Origin of the sequence: Reinekea marina, from assembly GCF_030409715.1 — a bacterium.
Lineage (GTDB): Bacteria > Pseudomonadota > Gammaproteobacteria > Pseudomonadales > Natronospirillaceae > Reinekea > Reinekea marina.
The window spans coordinates 1,705,609-1,724,867 of sequence record NZ_JAUFQI010000001.1 but is presented as its reverse complement, the minus strand read 5'-3'; the positions used below and the strand labels follow the sequence as shown (position 1 = coordinate 1,724,867).

The window sequence follows — 19,259 nt, the reverse complement described above, 5'->3', positions numbered from 1 at the left end:
AAGCTACTTTTCTAACACAGCTATTACTTGCTGCTCTGTGTGGCGGGAAACTTGTTTAACCTCAATAAACCCTAATCGATTCAGTAACTTTCGAGAGGAAATAATCGCTAGTTGAGTTTCTGCTACTATTCGATCTGATATAAGGCTTTTCACTTTTGTAAGTGATTCATTAGCAATGCCCTTACCATAGGCGTTTGGTAAGAATTGGAAGGATACTTCAGTGCCGGGTTCTTCAATGTGAGAGGAAAGAGTAATCAACCCACAAAAATCGCCCTCTACTTCAACTACAAAGTCTGTATCCCGCTTAGAAACAATGTAATTTTCGGCTCTAAGTTCAGCGTCTTCCCTTCTCAACACACCTCCTAAGTATTTTCGAACGCGTGCATTAGTAAACAGTTCAACCAATGGGTCGAAGTCAGAAGGTTTTGCTTTTCTTAACTTTACTGAGTACATAGAGTACTGGTCTTAACTTTCAACAAGGGCCAATTAGTTAGCCATTTTTTTGAAGTAACTCTTTTATTAAACACATCCAAAGATCGAGCAGGGTTATATTCAATTTCCCCATTAAACAACAGCGAAAGGTTAAAGCTACTTATAATTTCCAGGTCGTTTAATGGATTAAGGTAAGCGCCCACTGCCGTCTGCTTTTCAGGCCAAAAATTCATGGCGTTCAAGCAATGTTTATAAGGTGCATCTCCATTTCTTATATGCATTCTGGCTTGATTCTTTACCGACCAAGGAAAATCAGGCTCAAGCTCGAATAGTTGATGCTCCAACATTAAGTCTTTTTCTTCTGAAATATCCGATTCACAAAAATAAATAACGTCGATATCATTTAACGGTGTCTCGATTCCATATAGAAAATCCCAAACAGCATTCCTTACAAAGCCTGCTGCGACTATACCATCAGGTAACCCTATAGACTGAACCGCATTGAGCACCTTCATTCTTTGATTATCTGAGGTGATAATTTCTTTTATCTTTTGCTTGTAATTCATTTGTTCTTTATTACTTCAATTCAATGGTTACATTTAAAATACTAATGAGCACTCAAAGTTTCTTTAAAAAACAAACAACTCGTTCTACTTCCTTAAACCCTAATTCTTTATGCAGTGCAATACTTTTTTCATTAGAAAATTCAGTATCGCTTGCTAACTCGTGATAACCTGACTTTATAGCCCATTGCTCGGCCGCTTCCATCAACGCTTTTCCAATTCCTGTTCCTTGAAAATCAGGTTTCACGTACCACCCTTCTACAAAAGGGACTCTAGGTTCGGAGCTCCCTTCGGCATAATTTCTAACATTCAATTCTATAAACCCAACAATTTCACCATTATTGAAGCTCAAATAGGCGTGATTAATTTGGGTTGATTTACCTTGAAAGTATTGTGTTAAATCTCTCTTATGTTGATCTACCGAGCTAGGCCAAAGCTCATTTCTTAGCTCTGCCCATTCACCAATATCTATTCGGTTTACTACTCTTATGTCCATTGTTTACACTCACTTTATCAAGTTTTAGCTACTTATAAACAAGAGGGTTAAACTTCTCCATAAATATTTCTGGCTTTAATAAAGGTTTAAAGCCAGCTTTTTCATACAATGCATGTTTGTCGGATGTGGCAAGCATGATGCGTCTCAGCCCTTGTAGCTCAGGGTGGTTATTAACTTCTGCTAACATCATTTGGCAGTACCCTTTACCTTGGTGCTCTGGGACTACAAATACATCAACTAAATTACCAAAGGTCGCAAAATCGGTTACCATTCGGCAGAATCCAACTTGGGTACCGTTCAGAAAAACACCAAAACACAGGCTATTCGCAATGGCTTTTTCAACGATCGTTCGCGGGATACCCGTACACCATCGAGCTTGAGTGGATAAAAAACTGTGAATTAGATCGATATCCATATCCGATGGATCAGTAGATATACGAATATATTTCACCCTACTTCCTTTTAAACAGGTTGACCTTGTTGACGAATCCGTTCATTTAACCAATCGAGAATTACAGGGAAATGATCGACCCAGGCATCATCATGTTGCAGCATCGAAAGGCTATTGTAGTTGCGTAAATTACCGTCGCCTTTGGCTAAAATGAGCATTCGCGCGTTATGAGTGCCCAACTCTCGCATAAACTCACGTACATCAGCGGTGTTAGACCAATAACCTTGGCTGCGTGAGGCTAAATACAAGCTGGGAGGTAAAGTGAGCGCCCTGATTTTGGCGGCATAATTAAATTGATCGACTTCGTCGACCCAATCGCCTTCTGACCAATTTAGAAAGGTCCGATACCAGCTTAAAGCCTCTGGTTGATTCGCTTGCGATGTCCAATGTAAGGGTACGTCACCTCGTACCGCCCCAACTCCATTCATTAACTTTCGCCACAATGCTTTAGACAGCAATCGATGGCTAGCCCCCGAAATGGTTGTACTTCGTCGCGCATTAAAGTGAACGAACCCTTCCGTCAATTTCTGGATGAGTGGGTGCTTAGCAAAGGCGGATAGCAGCAACACAGAACCAAAGCCTTGCCCCACCACATACAATGGACGGCCGTTGAGTGTTTTTTCTATTTGAGAAAATATACGCACTAAGTCTTCTTCGACGATATCGTGCACACTGTGCTCTAGGTGACGACTAATATGCGGCCAACTTTGACCATGGCCAATTAAATCGGGTACATAACAGGTGAAGCCTAATTCACTTAAATAATTCGCTAAACCATGCCCTTCACCAATAAATACATCGCCTGAGCTTCCAAGGCCATGCAACATTAGCACTACGGCGCGCGAACTTTCTTGTTGCTCTATACACCTTAAGAACAATTGCCCACCATGTACAGTGGGTATTTTTAGACGTTCTTCGCGAATCGTCGGGGTCATGAGTCCTTCACCTTTTGCCATTGTTTTTCTAGCCGTTTTGCCGAAATCGGAAAGCGAGTGCCTAACTTTTGTGCAAACAATGACACTCTATACTCTTCAATCATCCATCGATAGTCCATTAGCTCCGGAGAATACTGTTGCATTTTCATACTAGTGGCTTGCTTTACTTTGAAACGTTGCCAGATTTCTTGTAATTCGTCTACCACCATATTTTCCGAGGCAGGAATCCCCGACGTTCGATTTAAACGGGCTTCCGCACCATTAAGGTAACGCAGTAGTTCGTTAAATACTGAGCCTTCTGTCGCACTGATGTAACCAGGGTAGATTAAATTATCGAGTTGGCTGGCGACATCCGCAAAAATAAAGGCTGTGGTAAAGCTCATTTTACCTTTCAATTGCTTTCTGATGCGGTGATGCACGAGTAACTGCTCATGTACTTGCAAGGCCAACGTTTCACCACGCTCCACCAAATCCCCACGCCGGCTTTCTATCCATGCTTCAAACTCAAGCTTTGATCTCGGTATATTTGTAGAGGCGTCTAACGTTTTTTGCACAGTACCCATTAATATATCTTGCTTTAACGCGTCGGCTTTTCCGTAAGGTGCAAACAATAATGCGGATTCTTTAAACTTAGGTAAATTTTTCGCTAAAAAGTTCAACGGCTGCTGGTAAGCAAACTGCGCTAAGCGCCACACTCCTTTTTGATGCTCATGAGCGGCCCAATCTTGGCTGGTAAACCGCTCTCTACTGACAGAAGAGACTTTATCAACTAAAGCCGGGTACATTTGAATTTTAATGCCCGCTTGCATATGGTGCTCAAACTCGGGCAGCTCTCCAAAAGACCATTCGGTATCGCTCTTAATGGTCGCCTGTTCTTTTTTAGGTGTCGATGTTTGTGACTGAGCGGCATCATTGGCGGGCTTCAGGAGTTCATCAACATTACGCCCGGCTGCAACGACTTTACCTTGATCATTGACAACTTCATACCGAAACCTTAAATGATCGGTTATCCGCTCTTCCGGCCACTGATCTTCAGGAACCCGAATCCCTGTCATTCTAAAAAGTCGCTCAGTAATCACTTTGTGTATTGGTTCATCACTGGGCTCAATTGATTGCATTAAGGCATCTACATAGTTAGGCACGGGTACAAAGTTACGTCGATAAGATTTTGGCAGGCCTTTTAACAGCGCTGTAATTTTTTCACGTAGCAGTCCAGGAACCAACCAACTTAATTGTGCTTTGGAAAGTTGCGCTACCGCAGCTGCCGGTACTTTTAAAGTCACGCCATCTTTTTCATGCCCGGGTTCAAAGCGATAATTTAATGGCAGAACCATGCCATTCATATTCAAGGTGTCGGGAAACGCCTGATCACTAACATTAGAAGCATTGTCTGAAACCAGTAAGGTTGGATCAAAGTTGAGTGCATCTTTAGGCTGTTTTTTAAGCCAAGCATGAAACCCAGAGTTGTTCACGATATCGTGTGGTAGTTTTTCATCATAGAATTGATACAACGTATCTTCATCGACTAGAATATCTTTTCGGCGCGCCTTGTCTTCTAAATCTAAAACATCTTCGAGTAAGCGCTGATTGTACTTAAAAAAGGGTGCTTTTGTGGTGAGCTCACCTTCAACCAAGGCGCTGCGAATAAATATTTCGCGCGATAAATCAGGATCTATTCGCCCATAATGTACTGAGCGTGATGCAACAATGGGTAAACCGTAAAGTAAAACAGTTTCTTTTGCAGTTACCTGCCCTTGCTTTTTCTCATAATGCGGCTCAGAGTAATTACGTTTGACCAAATGAGAAGCCAGCGGTTCTACCCAACTTGGCTCTATTTTCGCTACTGTGCGCGCAAAAACCTGTGTGGTTTCTACCAGCTCGGCGGTTACAAACCACTTTGGACCTCTACGACGATGCACTGATGATGGGTGTATCACACAATGTCGGCCTCGCGCGGCGGTGTAAGTTTTTTCTTCTTTATACGTTGCAATTTGGCTCAATAGACCTGCCAGTAGACCTTTATGAATGGCCTCATAACCCGCGGGCTGCGCATTTAATTTAAAGCCTAACTCTTTGCACATTAAAAACAATTGCCGGTGAATATCGCGCCACTCACGCATACGCAAATAATTTAGAAACTGTGTTTTACAGTATTTTCTAAGCTGGTTTTGCGACAACGATTGGCGCTGCTCTTCATAACGATTCCACAAATTTACAAAGGCAATGAAATCCGAGTCGGGGTCTTTATCTTGTGCATGCTTTTCGGTTGCCGCTTGCTGTTTATCTTGCGGGCGCTCACGAGGATCGGGCACCGACAGTGCGCTGGCAATTATCAATACTTCGTTTAAGGAGCCTTGTTGGTTAGCCGCTATCACCATACGACCAATACGAGGGTCAACGGGTAACCTGGCTAAGTCTTTACCTATTGAGGTTAACTTACCATTTTTTTGAACCGCGGCTAATTCGTTAAGTAAGGTATAACCATCGCGAATCATCCGAGCATCGGGTGGCTCAACAAATGGAAAATCTTCCACTTGCCCTAAGCGCATATTTAGCATTTGCAAAATAACGGATGCCAAATTGGTTCGCAGAATCTCAGGATCTGTAAATTCTGGGCGCGTTTGAAAATCTTCTTCGCTGTATAGACGTATACACAAACCCGGTGCAACTCGACCACAGCGTCCAGCACGTTGGTTTGCTGACGCTTGTGATACCCCTTCAATCGGCAAACGTTGAATTTTTGAACGATAACTGTATCGGCTCATGCGAGCTAACCCAGTGTCTATAACATAGTGAATACCCGGAACCGTCAACGAGGTTTCTGCTACGTTAGTTGACAACACGATTCGTCGGCCACTGTGCTTAGAAAAAATACGCAATTGCTCACTAGCGCTCAACCGCGCATACAAAGGTAACAACTCGGTATTGAATAAATTGCCTTGTTTAAGCGTATTAAAAGCCTCTCGAATTTCGCGCTCGCCTGGCAAAAACACCAAGATATCCCCGCCTTTCGAGGCGGTCTCTCCGCTTTTTTCCAGCTGCTCAATCTCCTCAACAGCCTCAAGAATAGCGCTCGGCAAGTCGGCCGAGTAATCCGACTCTTCTGTGCTCATAGGCCGATACAGTACATCGACAGGAAAAGATCGACCACTGACTTCAATAACTGGAGCGTTGTTAAAATGCTTAGAAAACCGCTCTACATCGATAGTAGCCGATGTGATGATCACTTTTAGATCTTTTCGCTTAACCAGCAGGCGCTTTAAGTAGCCTAAAAGAAAATCGATATTTAAACTGCGTTCATGTGCTTCATCGATAATGATCGTATCGTACTTATTCAAATAAGGATCATGCTGTATTTCACTGAGCAATATCCCGTCAGTCATTAGCTTGATGGCCGTTTGCGCGCTCGATTCGTCGGTAAATCGCACTTGATAGCCGACAGTTTCACCTAACTTTACCTTGAGCTCTTCTGCGATGCGTGTAGCAACCGACCGAGCAGCCAAACGCCGAGGTTGGGTATGGCCGATTAATCCTGCAATGCCTCTGCCTTCAAGCAAACACAACTTTGGTATTTGCGTTGTTTTACCTGAGCCGGTTTCACCTGCAATGACCACTACTTGGTGATCGCGTATAGCCGCCCGAATTTGTTCGGCATGTTCGCTAACCGGCAAGCTTTCTTCTAAATTCACCTCAGGAAGGTTTTCTGACCGTTTATTAAATGCTTCGGAAGAAGATCGGAATAATGTATCTAAGCGTTGATGAGCGGAGTCCGTTGGTTTGTGTTGCTTTTCTAGCGACCCAATTTTTTGGCACTGCAATTTTAAGGCGTGACGGTCTTTCACCATACACTTAGAAAAGGAGGCTCGAACTTGATCGACTGTAACAAGCTTGTTTGTTGCTAAATCTGACATGATGACCCGAAAACTATGACAATCGGGCAATTATAGGGTATGCAAAGGTAGGATGGAACGCCACCAAAGTGTAGTCACCTTGAGTGGCGTATTATCATTGTAAAGTTCTGTATTACTCAGTTGGTCTTAGTTCGCGACGCAACACTTTACCGACGTTTGTTTTAGGCAGCTCGTCTCTAAACTCAAATAGTTTAGGTACTTTATACCCTGTTAGATTTTCGCGGCAATGGGCGATCAAAGATTCTTCAGTCACGCTATTTTGCGCCACAACAAACACTTTAATGGCTTCACCTGTTTTCTCATTAGGTACTCCGATCGCAGCGCATTCAACTACGTCCGGGTGGCTCGCTAGAACGTCTTCAATTTCATTTGGATATACGTTAAATCCAGAAACCACAATCATATCTTTCTTACGATCGACAATGCGTAAGTAACCGTCTTCTTGCAAAATTGCGATATCACCGGTTTTGAGGAACCCATCGGAATCAATTGTGCTTTCTGTATCGGCAGGACGATTCCAATAGCCTTTCATAACTTGCGGCCCACGAACACAAAGCTCACCGCGCTCACCGAATGGCTGTATTTCGCCATCTTCACCCACAATTCGAACTTCGGTGCTCGGTGCAGGAATACCAATGGTGCCAATTTGCTGAAATGTAGGCGGGTTAAAGCTAATCACTGGTGACGATTCGGTCATGCCGTAACCCTCATAAATAGGGCAACCCGTCGTGTTTTCCCATTGATCAGCCGCGGCGTGTGTTAACGCCATACCACCAGAAATGGTAAACTTTAACTTGCTGAAGTCGAGCTTTTGGAACCCTTCATTATTGCAAAGCGCTACGAATAGTGTGTTTAAACCAACAAAACCTGTAAATTCATTGCTAGCAAGTTCTTTCACAAACGCAGGGATATCACGCGGATTCGGAATAAGTACACTGTGATTACCCGTATACATTAATACCATGCCATGTACGGTAAATGCATAGATGTGATACAGCGGTAATGGCGTAATAAAGGTCTCTTCACCATCGTTAAGGCTGATCTGGAAGAACTCATAAGACTGCAACATATTGGCAATTAGGTTGCGGTTTGTCAGCATGGCGCCTTTTGCGACACCTGTAGTACCACCGGTATATTGAAAAATAATCGGGTCATCGTGACCTGTTTTCACGGGCCGATAAGAAAACTTCTTACCTTCATTTAGCGCATCTCTAAACGACACAGTCGAACTGGCATCATAGGCAGGAACCATTTTCTTAACACGCTTTACTACGGTATTGACCAGTGCTCGTTTAATGGGCGGATGCATGTCTGCAATTTCAGTGACAATGACGCGCTCTATTGGAGTTTTAGATTGTAAACGTAACACCTGTGCCGCCATACCAGCGTAAACAACAATCGCTTTTGCGCCAGAATCGTTCATTTGGTGTTCTAGCTCGCGATCGGTATAGAGTGGGTTCGTATTAACAACCACTAGACCGGCACGCATGGCGCCCCAAATTGCAATTGGAAACTGAAGAATATTAGGCATTTGCAGCGCAATACGGTCACCGGGTTCTAAATCAGTACTGTTTTGCAAATAGGCCGCAAATTGCGCAGAAAGAACATCGAGTTCACCATAAGTTAGTGTTTTGCCCATGCAGGTAAATGCGGGCTTATGGCCCCATGTTTTAACCTTTTCATTAAATAGATCAACAACAGTTTCATAGGCATCCGGGTTCACTTCGGCTTTCATGTTCCCAGGATAATTCGTGTGACGATAAATCTCGCTCATGGTGTCTCCAATTTATGTTCTTATTATTAATTTATTAAGAATAATTGAAATTGTGCGCTGTTGAATCGCAATGTTCAATAGTCTGTGAGGTATATTCACAATTGTACGGATCTATTACCTGAACCATAGTCAGTTTCGCTCATAATCTGTTTATAAATCAGCCGTTTTTTTGTGTATCACGGGTTCTGAGTATCCCTGCCATACACTCTCACCTTCTTTGAATACGCGTAATTCGCCGGGTTTCATTTCGTGCCAATGTTCATTATTCGTTAAAGGCGTGGTTGCAATTACGGTGACGACATCGTTTTCTGTCGTGACTGATGAGAAATCCACTTTAATATCATCATCACACAATTTAGCTTCACCAAAAGGAGATCTTCGTGTTATCCAGCTGAGTCGATTTGAACAAAACACAAATAAATAGTTGCCATCGGAGAGTAAAATATTACTCACACCTAGTTGGTTAGCCTGGCTGCACACACTGAGCATTAACGAACAGACTTCATCCAGTGTAGCATCGGGGTGGCTTTTTGCTTTGAGTGTACTTAATAACCAACAAAATAGTTTTTCACTGTCGGTTTGGCCAATGGGAGTAAATTCGGAAGGTTGTGGAATGTGCTCAATAGGCATTTGGCCATTGTGAGCATATGTCCAAGGCTTACCCCACAATTCACGCTGAAAGGGGTGGGTATTTTGAAGGCTCACCTGTCCGACATTCGCTTGCCGAATGTGGCTGATTACAACCTTACTTTTTATTGGGTATGTCGTTAGAAATTGAGCAATTTTAGACTCAGCCGAAGCGAGATAATCTTTGAATTCTCGCACACCATTGTGTTCGTAAAAACAAATGCCAAACCCATCAGAGTGCGGTCCTGTTTGCCCGCCCCGGCGTATTAGACCACTGAAACTAAATACAATATCCGTTGGTACATTAGCGCTCATCGCCAGTAACTCACACATGATGTGGCCTTTGTTTACTTTAAAAAGGCATAAACTACCTTTTTTAAACGTTTGATTCTACTGCTCGCGCGCTTAATTTTTAGTGTCATCATCATTGGAATCTGCAAATGGGTCATCACCATCTAAGGCTAAATCAAGGTCGGCAAGATCATCGTCTAAAGAACCAATATCAAACAAATCATCATCTTCTTCACCTTCGACAACGGTATCTGAGTCAGCTTGTGATTGTAAATCGGCAATATCATCTAACATGTCTTCCATATCTGCAGTAGGCGCTTCAGTGGCTTCAGGTGTTGGCAATTCAGGTTCACTATCGACAATATCATCCATAACCGGTGCATCAGCGAAATCATCTTCCGCATCGGGCACACTTAAATCTAAGTCGGCATCAACGGACGCAACATCAAGTGAATCCAAATCGGCAAAATCTTCCTCACCCATCAAAAGTTCATCATCTTCATCTGAAGAAGACGATTTTGATTCTAATTTTCGATACACAAAGTAAGCGCCAACCAGCACGATAATCCCAGGTATAGATAGGAGCATGTAGGTCATTATCCCCAACCCTGAAGATTCTTCGGTGGGCTCTACTTCTTCAACCCATTCAGCATCTGGGTTAACAGTTACAGTTTCAGCGGCCATCTCTTCTATAGGTTCCGGCGCTATTTCTTCGGTGTTCTCTGCCATCATTTCGCTTTGTTGCGCTACCCACTCAGGTGTCATTAAAAAATCACCCATGGCAGATGGCGGAACCGTTAACGTTACTGCCTGAGGGTTTATCATGATGACCGAGCCATCCGATTCAATATCACCTGTGACCGTTGCGGTGTATTCTCCTGGAGTGGCATCAAACGGAAGTTTCCAAACCAAGTAACCTCCATCGACTTCAATAAAATCTCCTGCCAAGGAATTATTATTGCTCACGGCCCGAGCCGTAGCGCTGATTGCACTGAATTGGCTTAATCGTTGATTCGGGTATATCCGCCACTCATAGTGATCTTTGGTGATCAATACTTCAGATGTATAGGGCTCAACATAGCGCAACTGTCGGTAAATTAGCCGCTTAAACGTACCTCCATCTAGCATGACTTCGACTTCAAGCGGTCGTTGATCTTGGCGGGGAAGCAATCGGGCACTTATGACGCCTTGATCTAATTGAGATCCGACTACTTGTTGATTGGCACGCACTTCGACATTCATCAAATTTGGGTCAATTGCCGATAAACGCTGACCACTGGGGTCTACTATTTCAGCTTCAAGCGAAACAACGGTGCCCTTCGCCACGGCTGAAGCCGTTGGGTTTATCCATCGAATATTTATATCAGAGAGTACGCTGATTTGAGAGTTATCACTGATATCACCTTGAACCTGCCAGCGACCTGACGCAGGGGATTCTATGGTAACTTGAGAATACCCAGCTCCGACTCGCCAGCGCTGATCCATCGGTGAAACTGCAGACGTAATATCGCCCATTGGAGAGATTAAACTGACGGCTCCTGCGTCATGGCGCATCAACACCGTCACTTCAGAAATACCTGAGTCTACGGTAAACCCTTTATTTTCCATCGGAATTTGAGTTTTCGGCGCAATATCCGACATAACACTCATGAGCGAAGTGGTCAGTGCTTGCCCGCTATTGAGTACGTGGTGTTGACCACCTGATTGGTCGGATAACTGCTTTAAAAGAGATCGGTCGGCTTGGTTAGATATTGCCACGGTATGAATAACCGCATTCGCCTCTATAAATTTAGGCACCACCCATTCTATTAGGCGGGTACGTTCAACTCGATTCACTTCTTGGTTAGGCGCAATATCAACTTTACCATCGGTAATCAGAACAAAGTGTACCGGACCTTGATACGTAGAATAATTAAAATCGTATGAAGATTTTTCAAGCGCGCCGCCCATGTTTGTTCGGATAGCTGGCGCATTTAAACGCTTTACCGCTGCCATTGCCTCACGCCGCCACTGCGCATCAACCGATTCATGGGGCACCAACATATTGACGTATTCACCAAATGTCCAAACACCAGCCTTTTCGCCATTCGGTAATTGCTCGATCATTTGACTAATCGCATCTAAGCGAAAATTCTCAGGGTCATTTTGAGCCATGCTTTTTGAAACATCGAGCAAAATTCGGACATCTGCAAACGCCCTAGCCGGCAGCATGGCCGCCAAAATAGACAGGCAAATACTGAAAACAATAACCCACCGTGAAACATAAAATCGAAGCAACATGAATAACCCTTCATTGGTTCGCGTAAATTTAGAATAGCACTACTCCCTTGTAGCGGCGAGGGAGTAAAAAACTGAAGGCTTTTTCAGGGTATCACCAGCAGGTAGAACCACCTCCCCGTTAACATCGGTATAAGTACTCTAAAAGCTAAGAAGAGGCGTAAACTGTGTCTAGCGAAAAATCTAACTGTGGTAATCTAACCACTCTTCTACGGCCTGCTTAAAATCGGGCAAGCCACAAATAGCGCTAGAAGAACTGTCTGAGAGGTGAGTTTCTTCGGGAAGGTCTTCTTCATCGTCACCGTAAATCGACTTTACTTCAACATCATCGCTACTGAGATAGAGAGTGAGCTCTGTGCCAAAAAGCGTTTTTTCAGCTAAGCGAGCTTGTTCAATCTGTTCGATGACTTCAAGTAATACGTTTATTTTGGCTAGGTTTGAACCCAACTCATCGGTTAGCCAACGACCAATGGCCTCGTGCCCCATCGAGAACTCAGCCACCGGCAAACCCTGTTCGTTGTAACGAAATTCAAAATCCATGCATAACGCCTAGTGGTGGTGACCACCCTTGCCGTGTACGTGGCCATGGGCTACCTCTTCAGGCTCAGCGGCGCGTACATTTAGAATTTCTATAGAGAAATCGAGTGTTTTACCTGCAAGCGGATGATTTAAATCACAATCGGCGTTGAATTTACCAACTTTAACAAGAGTAACCTGCTTTCGGCCTTGATTAGATTCAACAATCGCAGTCATTCCGGCCTTCCATTTTTTAGCGCCCTGCAAGTGCTTTAACGGAATGCGCTGAATAGCGTTTTCTTTAATTTCGCCGTAAGCTTTTTCAGGGCTTAAAGTGACTTCAATTTTATCGCCAGCCGCTTTGCCTTCTAGGGCCGCTTCTACACCTTCGAGCATGCCACTGTGACCATGCAAGTAGACCAGAGGGTCGGTGTCAAAACTACTTTCAATTTGTTTGCCTGCTTCACTTAAGGTGTAATGCATTTCAACAACGGTATCTTTACTAATATTCATGTTTTATCCTTCAAGCTTGGCTAGGAATTGGTGGGATGGGCGGCACAACATCGGCATTTTGGGCGCGATGGCGTAAACAATGATCCATGAGCACTAACGCCAACATGGCCTCAGCAATAGGCACTGCACGAATACCTACGCAAGGGTCGTGGCGTCCTTTGGTTACAACGTCCATAGCTTCCCCTTTACGGTTTATGCTTTTACCTGGTGTGGTAATAGAAGACGTTGGCTTTAATGCCATGCTAACTAAGATATCTTGGCCAGTACTGATACCGCCGACGATGCCACCGGCATGGTTTGATAAAAACCCTTCTGGCGACATTTCATCACGGTGTTCGGTCCCGAGTTGGTTAACAACACCAAAGCCATCGCCAATTTCTACGCCTTTTACGGCATTAATGCTCATCATGGCGTGGGCTATTTCGGCATCGAGTCGATCAAAAATAGGTTCACCCCAACCCGGCGGCAAGCCAGTTGCCACGACAGAAACTTTTGCGCCAATAGAGTCTTCTTTTTTACGCAATGCGGTCATATAGGCATCGAGCTCATCCAATTTTTCAGCATCACCACAAAAAAACGGATTAGTTTCGACCAAATCCCAATCGTTTAGCGCCATTTCAATTGGGCCCAGCTGGCTTAAAAAGCCTTTAATCTCTACGCCAAATTGTTGCTTGAGGTATTTTTTGGCAATGGCTCCCGCTGCGACGCGCATGGCTGTTTCACGAGCCGAACTGCGACCACCTCCTCGGTAATCACGAAATCCAAACTTTTGATCGTAGGCGTAGTCGGCATGTGCCGGCCGGTAAGTATCAGCAATGTTTGAATAATCTTTACTGCGCTGATCGGTGTTTTCGATCAATAAGCCAATCGGCGTCCCGGTCGTTTTGCCTTCAAAAATACCCGATAGTATTTTTACTTCGTCGGCTTCGCGTCGCTGCGTCGTGTGTTTGCTGGTGCCGGGTTTTCGGCGATCTAAATCAAGCTGTAAATCAGCTTCATTGATATCTATTCCTGGAGGGCATCCATCTACAATAGCACCCAATGCTTTACCATGGCTTTCACCAAAGGTGGTCACGGTAAAGAGCCGTCCAAAACTGTTCCCTGACATAATTATTAACTCTTTTTAATTCTGTAATTTAGATAGTTCGCGCGCACTGACAATAAACACACCGTGCCCGCCCTGCTCAAATTCCGGCCAAATCAACTCTACTTGAGGGTATGCTTCGGCCATGGCTGCGGCACTATTGCCCACCTCACACACCAACCAACCGTTTTCAGACAAGTAACTTGGCGCCTGAAGCATCATTTTGTGTACAAGATCGAGACCATCAAAACCTGCCGCTAAACCCAAACGAGGCTCATGATGAAACTCTTCTGGCATATCATCGATATCTTCTTGATCTACATAAGGCGGGTTTGAAACGATCAGGTCGTATTGATTCGTTGGCTCAATTCCAGAGAATAAATCGCCCTGATACACCTGTATTTGCATACCCAACTCTTTATCGGCAATGTTTTCAGTAGCAATGCTTAGGGCTTCGTAGCTCAAGTCGGAAATATCGATTGGCGTATTTGGAAATACCCGTGCCATGGCTATTCCAATGCAGCCCGACCCTGTACACAAGTCGAGCGCCCGACCTGGTTCTTCAGTTATCCAAGGTTCAAATCCTGCCCCTATGAGTTCTGCTATCGGTGAGCGCGGAATGAGTACATTTGGCGTTACTTTGTATGGCTCTCCCATAAACCAAGCTTCTTCCAACAAGTAAGCGGTCGGAATTTTTTCAATGCATCTAGATTGTATTGCTTGGTACAAGGAATCAATTTCGCTGCCAAGTAAGTGAGACGGCAAAACACTATCAGGAATATCCCAGTCTAGTTTTAGGCTGCGCAAAACCAGAAATCGAGCTTCATCCCAGGGGTTTGCAAACCCATGGCCATAAAAACAGCCTTGCAGCTCCATTTGGCTGGCACAAAACCGTATCCAGTCGCCTACGGTTTTTAACGGTGTCGTTTGATCAATATGTGGGAAAGTAATCGAAGCGCTTTGCATAAAACTCTAATTAAAATGGACAATTAGGCAATTATAGCGAGCATTAGCAATACTAAACAGCTTAAAAAGTGAAAGATTGTATTTGAAGCCAATTGAAATTGCTTTGAACGCTCCCTTTTTAGGTTCGTTCAAAGCTTTCTCATAATCCAGGCCGCAATTTTTTCAGGCGCTTCCATATGCTCATGGTGTGAGCCTTCATGTTTTTCAATGTCTAACTTAGGTACCGCCTGTTCCCTATTTTCAAAGTCTCCGGCGTATCCAGGCCAGTGTTGGGCACCGGTGAGATACACGTACAATGGGCATTGAATCTGGCTTAACCAATGGTAAACCTCTTCTTCATTTAAACGCCACAAACTTTCCTGTCGCAGCTGCCGATCGTAACGGTGGTACCAGCCGTCTGCTGATAAACCCACCGCTCGCTTAGCCATGGTTCGAGCGGCACGCTCGGAAAGAGGAAACATCCCTTTTAATCGAGATTTCCAAATAGCGTCGTAGGTTTTATAGGTTCGCACAGGTATTGATTTATTTCGGTTGGCAAAAACCCGCTTAAAACGTTCGAAATTTTCAGCCGGTTTACTGGAAAGCGGACCGAGCGAGTCGATACTAAAAACCGCTTTTATACGATCATCCACCGCCGCTAATAGACTCGCCATGATGCCACCTAGGGAATGACCAATGATAATCACCTCTTCCCAAGCCAGCTCATCTATTACATCCCCTAAAGCAATGACATTAGCCGGCAGAAAAGTGCCATCATTGTAGGGCAATGCTGCCGATAACCCATGTCCAGGCATATCTATCGCCCAAATTTCTAGATCAGGACAATGTTCGCTGAGCAACGCAAATGACATGGCATTATCAAGTAACCCATGAAAGGCTAACACTTTACGCCCCTGCCCAAACTTTACGCCCTGAACTCGACCGTTCAACAACGAAAAGGTATTCATTGCACACCCATCTTAACGAGCATTTGGTGAATGTTATTGGCGGTATCAATTGGATACTCTAAGGGGAACATATGCGTCCCCTCTACTTTTTGACCCTGTAGGCCTACTTTTTTGATCATTCTTTGATACTGGTTGTCGGTGACAGTATTCGTAGAATTACCTACCAGCACACCGGTAGGTACTTTAATTTGCTTTCGACTGGCAGCTAAATTGTGTGGCACCGTGCGATAAATAGCCAGTTCAATGTCTAACTCGTAGCCCAATTCCAGTTCGCCTTTGTCCGTCTCACGCAAGGCCGAACTGATGTAATCTTCTAAACATTGGGGGTGAAAATTCGCAAACATTTTGCGTGATTTAAAATAATCTAATGCACTGTTTCTATCTGGCCAATGAGTACGACGGTTTTTAGTTCGCCCTGCCGGCGTAATTCTATCCATTTGACCAATCTTTTTTGCAGCACGCACCATAATGGATTCAAAACGGCTTAATGAGGGTACATCGAGCATCACAACCGCTTTAAATAAGTCGGGGCGCTCGATAGACGCCATCAGGTTTAATGCGCCTCCCAAAGAATGCCCGACACCAATGATGGGCTCGCTGGCTTGACGCTCAATGCTGTGTATCAATTGCTCTTTTAATTTTGGCCAATTGTCCGTAACGGGGTAATCATCGTGATGGCTAAACAACGGCAATTGGCATAATCGGTAGTGATCGCTCAATTGATCGAACATAGTTTGGTAGCTGGCAGAAGGAATGCCATTGGCGTGGGCAAAATGGATTAATGACTTCATATAAATTCGTATTAAAAAGTAATTAACCCTACTCTATAGAATGCCCCGCCGAAATTCAAACAACCGTTTGAAAATAAGCACTACTCTTAAGGAGTGCTTATTTTTAGCGCGTTATTTAGACAATAATTTATCAAAGTCCGATTTATCATGGCGCTCAGGCAATTGATCTGAAGGATCACCCCATACACAATTTACCTTTTTCCCACGAATAACGGCCGGCCGTTGCGCTATTTGCTCAGCCCAACGTTTAACATTCTTATAACTGTCTACGTCTAAGAATTCCTGCGCGTCGTAAATGGTGCCAATCACAAGGGTTCCATACCATGGCCAAATAGCCATATCAGCAATGCTGTATTCATCTCCTACCATGTAGGTATTGTCGGCCAAATGCTTGTCTAACACGTCGAGCTGACGCTTGGTTTCCATGGCATAGCGATTAATAGGGTATTCGTATTTTTCCGGCGCATAATGGTAAAAGTGTCCGAATCCGCCGCCTACGAAGGGCGCACTGCCCATTTGCCAGAACAACCAATTCATGCATTCGGCTCTCGCTTCAGGCGCTTTCGGAATGAATTGATCAAATTTTTCGGCTAAATAAACCAATATTGAGCCCGACTCAAACAAGCGAATAGGCTTGTCACCACTTTTATCAATTAGCGCAGGTATTTTAGAGTTTGGGTTTACCTCAACAAATCCGCTACCAAACTGCTCTCCTTCGCCAATATTAATGGTGTAGGCATCGTATTCGGCCGCTTCGATGCCTAACTCCACAAGCTCTTCTAACAATATAGTAACTTTCACACCGTTAGGTGTAGCCAATGAATGCAGCTGAAGTGGGTGCTTACCTTCTGGCAATGGCTTGTCGTGCGTTGCACCTGCGATGGGTCGGTTTATATTGGCAAACTGGCCACCGCTTTTTTCTTCCCAAGTCCAAACTTTAGGCGGAGAATAAATAGAATCTGACATCAGTACTTCCTATGAATGCTTTCGATTGAAAAAATGGAATAAGTTGTTCGGTAAAACCCGAAAACGAAGTTAACTAGATGATGGTGACAGCATTATCTAATTCAAGGTGATTCGCTGTCGAGTAAGGTTTCTTGCATCACTTTTAAAACATGCTCAACCGTAACGTCTTCTATTGGGTGGTCTTTAGAGGTGTGAATATCACCGGCTTTATTGCCTAAAGCAATGGTGACTATATCGGGTTTTTGATCGTGCAATAAAAAGACAATTTTTTTATCTAAAGGAATGCAGTCAACTGTTATGGCATCCGCTTGAATGCCTTGCTTTCGCAAACCGGAATCTATCATGCCTAATACAGTATCGATGCGACTGTTATTGGCATCAAATTGATCATTTGCAGCTGCGACTATCGTTGATATTTTCTTAAGATTAGGTTTCATTACCCGCCCCATTATTTAATGGAAGACCCACCCGCATTCCATGTTTTATTGCAGTTCTATTTGCTGAAAGGCACCGGGAGGTGCTGTTAACTGGGCTTTTAAAATTCTCTGGTTTACCGCAGAAACCTGGCATTCATAATAGTATTTGTCTTTTTCAAGCCCCTTGATTACAACATCAATGAATACTAAATATTCTTTCTTGCCTTCATCATAGCGCGTCGACATTTCATCTAAATAGGTTTTAGACAGTCGATCTCCCAATTGTGCACGAACCTGATTCCGACAGGTTTGTACCGCCTTCTGCAAGCTCCCCTGGGCTTGCCCTTCAATGTTACTTCCGCCGCCAAATAGCCCTTGAACGCCAGCGAATCCACCTAAATTACTCATGATGAATGTAATCAACATCATAATAACCACGACTGCCAAGCCGATGCCTAACGGTGAACCTTTTGGCTCTTGCTTTCGCTTCTTACTATTTTTTGGATTCGGTTTTGCCATTTCAGCCTCTTTTAGCTGTTTAATTCAACGATTCGGAGATTTATTTCACCCAAAGTAAAGTAGCGCAACCCGGTAAAAATTCATCAGCTTCTAAACAAGCTACCTGCGCTGTTGCTAAATTCACGCCTCGGGCTTCTTCTCCGGCTAAATGCCGAGTTAAACGCGACAGCAAAGGGTTATGCGCCACAATGAGTTGAACGGGCTCATCAGGACGCAAAAGTTCATCAATGATAGGTTCTAGATTGCAATCAGGAGTCACTCGGTCATCAACGATCCGATGCTTTACACTAACGCCTTGGTCGACCAAAATATCGGCACTTTGCAAGGCCCTTAAATAGGGGCTGACATACATAACATCAACGGCTGGAATCAAGCGGGCTTTACTGGCGACAGACCCTCGCCCTGTTGAGGTTAACGCTCGACCAGAATCGTTTTGTTGATAAGGCTCAGCTTCACCATGACGCATCAAATACAGTTTCATAGAGAAGTTTCGTCTGCGTCTTCTGATGTGCTCTGAGGCACTTCTGGCCAGTCATTAAACGGAAATACCTTCTCATTTGACTGAAACGTCATGTAGGCAGATATTTGAGTTTGAAATATCGTTAACTGTTGAGAAAACTTAAACAGTGTTTGATTTGGCTCGTCTTCGAACCACAGCATCACCCACTGAATGATCCCCACGACGACAGTAATTGCCATACTGATTCTAAAAAATACCCAGAACAGCAATATAAACAACAACTTGAAAATATGGTGCTCACGATCTTCGGCTAACATGGATTTC

At 44.1% G+C, this 19,259-nt stretch carries 21 protein-coding genes; all 21 read right to left on the bottom strand.

Features of this window, described 5'->3' with window-relative positions; genetic code table 11:
* Positions 1 to 3: 3 nt before the first annotated feature.
* The 21 genes from QWZ13_RS09120 to QWZ13_RS09020 all read right to left on the bottom strand — a co-directional run bounded on the left by QWZ13_RS09120 (position 4) and on the right by QWZ13_RS09020 (position 19,252).
* Positions 4 to 453: a GNAT family N-acetyltransferase gene (locus QWZ13_RS09120; protein WP_290281501.1), complete on the bottom strand. Its 450-nt coding sequence runs from the start codon at positions 451 to 453 to the stop codon at positions 4 to 6.
* On the bottom strand, positions 441 to 947 hold the full coding sequence (locus QWZ13_RS09115) for a nucleotidyltransferase family protein (protein ID WP_290281500.1): 507 nt from the start codon (positions 945 to 947) through the stop codon (positions 441 to 443). Before QWZ13_RS09115 ends, QWZ13_RS09120 begins: the two co-directional genes overlap by 13 nt.
* A gap of 103 nt (positions 948 to 1,050) precedes the next feature.
* Positions 1,051 to 1,491: an aminoglycoside 6'-N-acetyltransferase gene (gene aac(6'), locus QWZ13_RS09110; protein ID WP_290281499.1), complete on the bottom strand. Its 441-nt coding sequence runs from the start codon at positions 1,489 to 1,491 to the stop codon at positions 1,051 to 1,053.
* Between the two features lie 28 nt (positions 1,492 to 1,519).
* Positions 1,520 to 1,942: a GNAT family N-acetyltransferase gene (locus tag QWZ13_RS09105; RefSeq protein WP_290281498.1), complete on the bottom strand. Its 423-nt coding sequence runs from the start codon at positions 1,940 to 1,942 to the stop codon at positions 1,520 to 1,522.
* A gap of 11 nt (positions 1,943 to 1,953) precedes the next feature.
* Positions 1,954 to 2,898, bottom strand: coding sequence for an alpha/beta hydrolase (locus QWZ13_RS09100; RefSeq protein ID WP_290281497.1), 945 nt, complete (start codon positions 2,896 to 2,898; stop codon positions 1,954 to 1,956).
* The gene (gene hrpA / locus QWZ13_RS09095; RefSeq protein WP_353958977.1) at positions 2,874 to 6,818 is read right to left on the bottom strand and encodes an ATP-dependent RNA helicase HrpA; all 3,945 of its coding nucleotides are present in this window, start codon (positions 6,816 to 6,818) and stop codon (positions 2,874 to 2,876) included. The genes QWZ13_RS09100 and hrpA overlap by 25 nt, the downstream gene beginning before the upstream one ends.
* An 82-nt stretch (positions 6,819 to 6,900) precedes the next feature.
* On the bottom strand, positions 6,901 to 8,562 hold the full coding sequence (locus tag QWZ13_RS09090; RefSeq protein ID WP_290281496.1) for an AMP-binding protein: 1,662 nt from the start codon (positions 8,560 to 8,562) through the stop codon (positions 6,901 to 6,903).
* Positions 8,563 to 8,712: 150 nt separating this feature from the next.
* Complete coding sequence (locus QWZ13_RS09085; RefSeq protein WP_215999192.1) at positions 8,713 to 9,522, bottom strand: class II glutamine amidotransferase; 810 nt, start codon at positions 9,520 to 9,522, stop codon at positions 8,713 to 8,715.
* 72 nt (positions 9,523 to 9,594) lie between these two features.
* The gene (locus tag QWZ13_RS09080) at positions 9,595 to 11,760 is read right to left on the bottom strand and encodes a VWA domain-containing protein (RefSeq protein WP_290281494.1); all 2,166 of its coding nucleotides are present in this window, start codon (positions 11,758 to 11,760) and stop codon (positions 9,595 to 9,597) included.
* Between the two features lie 180 nt (positions 11,761 to 11,940).
* Positions 11,941 to 12,297: a YacL family protein gene (locus tag QWZ13_RS09075; RefSeq protein WP_290281493.1), complete on the bottom strand. Its 357-nt coding sequence runs from the start codon at positions 12,295 to 12,297 to the stop codon at positions 11,941 to 11,943.
* A gap of 9 nt (positions 12,298 to 12,306) precedes the next feature.
* Positions 12,307 to 12,786: an FKBP-type peptidyl-prolyl cis-trans isomerase gene (locus tag QWZ13_RS09070; RefSeq protein ID WP_290281492.1), complete on the bottom strand. Its 480-nt coding sequence runs from the start codon at positions 12,784 to 12,786 to the stop codon at positions 12,307 to 12,309.
* A gap of 10 nt (positions 12,787 to 12,796) precedes the next feature.
* The gene (gene aroC, locus QWZ13_RS09065) at positions 12,797 to 13,894 is read right to left on the bottom strand and encodes a chorismate synthase (protein ID WP_290281491.1); all 1,098 of its coding nucleotides are present in this window, start codon (positions 13,892 to 13,894) and stop codon (positions 12,797 to 12,799) included.
* Positions 13,895 to 13,909: 15 nt separating this feature from the next.
* Positions 13,910 to 14,836 (bottom strand): 50S ribosomal protein L3 N(5)-glutamine methyltransferase, encoded by a 927-nt coding sequence (gene prmB / locus QWZ13_RS09060; protein WP_290281490.1) that lies wholly within the window; start codon positions 14,834 to 14,836, stop codon positions 13,910 to 13,912.
* A 6-nt stretch (positions 14,837 to 14,842) separates the two neighbouring features.
* Complete coding sequence (locus QWZ13_RS09055) at positions 14,843 to 14,968, bottom strand: hypothetical protein (RefSeq protein ID WP_290281489.1); 126 nt, start codon at positions 14,966 to 14,968, stop codon at positions 14,843 to 14,845.
* Positions 14,965 to 15,783, bottom strand: a complete 819-nt coding sequence (locus QWZ13_RS09050; RefSeq protein WP_290281488.1) for an alpha/beta fold hydrolase — start codon at positions 15,781 to 15,783, stop codon at positions 14,965 to 14,967. Before QWZ13_RS09050 ends, QWZ13_RS09055 begins: the two co-directional genes overlap by 4 nt.
* Positions 15,780 to 16,574 (bottom strand): alpha/beta hydrolase, encoded by a 795-nt coding sequence (locus tag QWZ13_RS09045; protein WP_290281487.1) that lies wholly within the window; start codon positions 16,572 to 16,574, stop codon positions 15,780 to 15,782. The genes QWZ13_RS09050 and QWZ13_RS09045 overlap by 4 nt, the downstream gene beginning before the upstream one ends.
* Before the next feature lie 111 nt (positions 16,575 to 16,685).
* Positions 16,686 to 17,540: a glutathione-dependent disulfide-bond oxidoreductase gene (gene yghU, locus QWZ13_RS09040; RefSeq protein ID WP_290281486.1), complete on the bottom strand. Its 855-nt coding sequence runs from the start codon at positions 17,538 to 17,540 to the stop codon at positions 16,686 to 16,688.
* A gap of 101 nt (positions 17,541 to 17,641) precedes the next feature.
* Positions 17,642 to 17,977 carry a hypothetical protein gene (locus QWZ13_RS09035; RefSeq protein WP_290281485.1) on the bottom strand — a complete coding sequence of 112 codons (336 nt, stop codon included), beginning with the start codon at positions 17,975 to 17,977 and terminating at the stop codon, positions 17,642 to 17,644.
* Between the two features lie 45 nt (positions 17,978 to 18,022).
* Positions 18,023 to 18,475 carry a hypothetical protein gene (locus QWZ13_RS09030; protein WP_215999182.1) on the bottom strand — a complete coding sequence of 151 codons (453 nt, stop codon included), beginning with the start codon at positions 18,473 to 18,475 and terminating at the stop codon, positions 18,023 to 18,025.
* 40 nt (positions 18,476 to 18,515) lie between these two features.
* Positions 18,516 to 18,956, bottom strand: coding sequence for a SixA phosphatase family protein (locus QWZ13_RS09025; protein WP_290281484.1), 441 nt, complete (start codon positions 18,954 to 18,956; stop codon positions 18,516 to 18,518).
* Positions 18,953 to 19,252 (bottom strand): DUF4389 domain-containing protein, encoded by a 300-nt coding sequence (locus QWZ13_RS09020; protein ID WP_290281483.1) that lies wholly within the window; start codon positions 19,250 to 19,252, stop codon positions 18,953 to 18,955. The genes QWZ13_RS09025 and QWZ13_RS09020 overlap by 4 nt, the downstream gene beginning before the upstream one ends.
* Positions 19,253 to 19,259: the final 7 nt, after the last annotated feature.

Excerpts from the sequence above, each read along its gene's own strand:
- QWZ13_RS09120 (WP_290281501.1), bottom strand. The coding sequence starts at position 453 with ATGTACTCAGTAAAGTTAAGAAAAGCAAAACCTTCTGACTTCGACCCA.
- QWZ13_RS09115 (WP_290281500.1), bottom strand. The coding sequence starts at position 947 with ATGAAGGTGCTCAATGCGGTTCAGTCTATAGGGTTACCTGATGGTATA.
- QWZ13_RS09100 (WP_290281497.1), bottom strand. The coding sequence starts at position 2,898 with ATGGCAAAAGGTGAAGGACTCATGACCCCGACGATTCGCGAAGAACGT.
- QWZ13_RS09090 (WP_290281496.1), bottom strand. The coding sequence starts at position 8,562 with ATGAGCGAGATTTATCGTCACACGAATTATCCTGGGAACATGAAAGCC.
- QWZ13_RS09085 (WP_215999192.1), bottom strand. The coding sequence starts at position 9,522 with ATGTGTGAGTTACTGGCGATGAGCGCTAATGTACCAACGGATATTGTA.
- QWZ13_RS09080 (WP_290281494.1), bottom strand. The coding sequence starts at position 11,760 with ATGTTGCTTCGATTTTATGTTTCACGGTGGGTTATTGTTTTCAGTATT.
- QWZ13_RS09075 (WP_290281493.1), bottom strand. The coding sequence starts at position 12,297 with ATGGATTTTGAATTTCGTTACAACGAACAGGGTTTGCCGGTGGCTGAG.
- QWZ13_RS09070 (WP_290281492.1), bottom strand. The coding sequence starts at position 12,786 with ATGAATATTAGTAAAGATACCGTTGTTGAAATGCATTACACCTTAAGT.
- aroC (WP_290281491.1), bottom strand. The coding sequence starts at position 13,894 with ATGTCAGGGAACAGTTTTGGACGGCTCTTTACCGTGACCACCTTTGGT.
- prmB (WP_290281490.1), bottom strand. The coding sequence starts at position 14,836 with ATGCAAAGCGCTTCGATTACTTTCCCACATATTGATCAAACGACACCG.
- QWZ13_RS09050 (WP_290281488.1), bottom strand. The coding sequence starts at position 15,783 with ATGAATACCTTTTCGTTGTTGAACGGTCGAGTTCAGGGCGTAAAGTTT.
- QWZ13_RS09045 (WP_290281487.1), bottom strand. The coding sequence starts at position 16,574 with ATGAAGTCATTAATCCATTTTGCCCACGCCAATGGCATTCCTTCTGCC.
- yghU (WP_290281486.1), bottom strand. The coding sequence starts at position 17,540 with ATGTCAGATTCTATTTATTCTCCGCCTAAAGTTTGGACTTGGGAAGAA.
- QWZ13_RS09035 (WP_290281485.1), bottom strand. The coding sequence starts at position 17,977 with ATGAAACCTAATCTTAAGAAAATATCAACGATAGTCGCAGCTGCAAAT.
- QWZ13_RS09030 (WP_215999182.1), bottom strand. The coding sequence starts at position 18,475 with ATGGCAAAACCGAATCCAAAAAATAGTAAGAAGCGAAAGCAAGAGCCA.
- QWZ13_RS09025 (WP_290281484.1), bottom strand. The coding sequence starts at position 18,956 with ATGAAACTGTATTTGATGCGTCATGGTGAAGCTGAGCCTTATCAACAA.
- QWZ13_RS09020 (WP_290281483.1), bottom strand. The coding sequence starts at position 19,252 with ATGTTAGCCGAAGATCGTGAGCACCATATTTTCAAGTTGTTGTTTATA.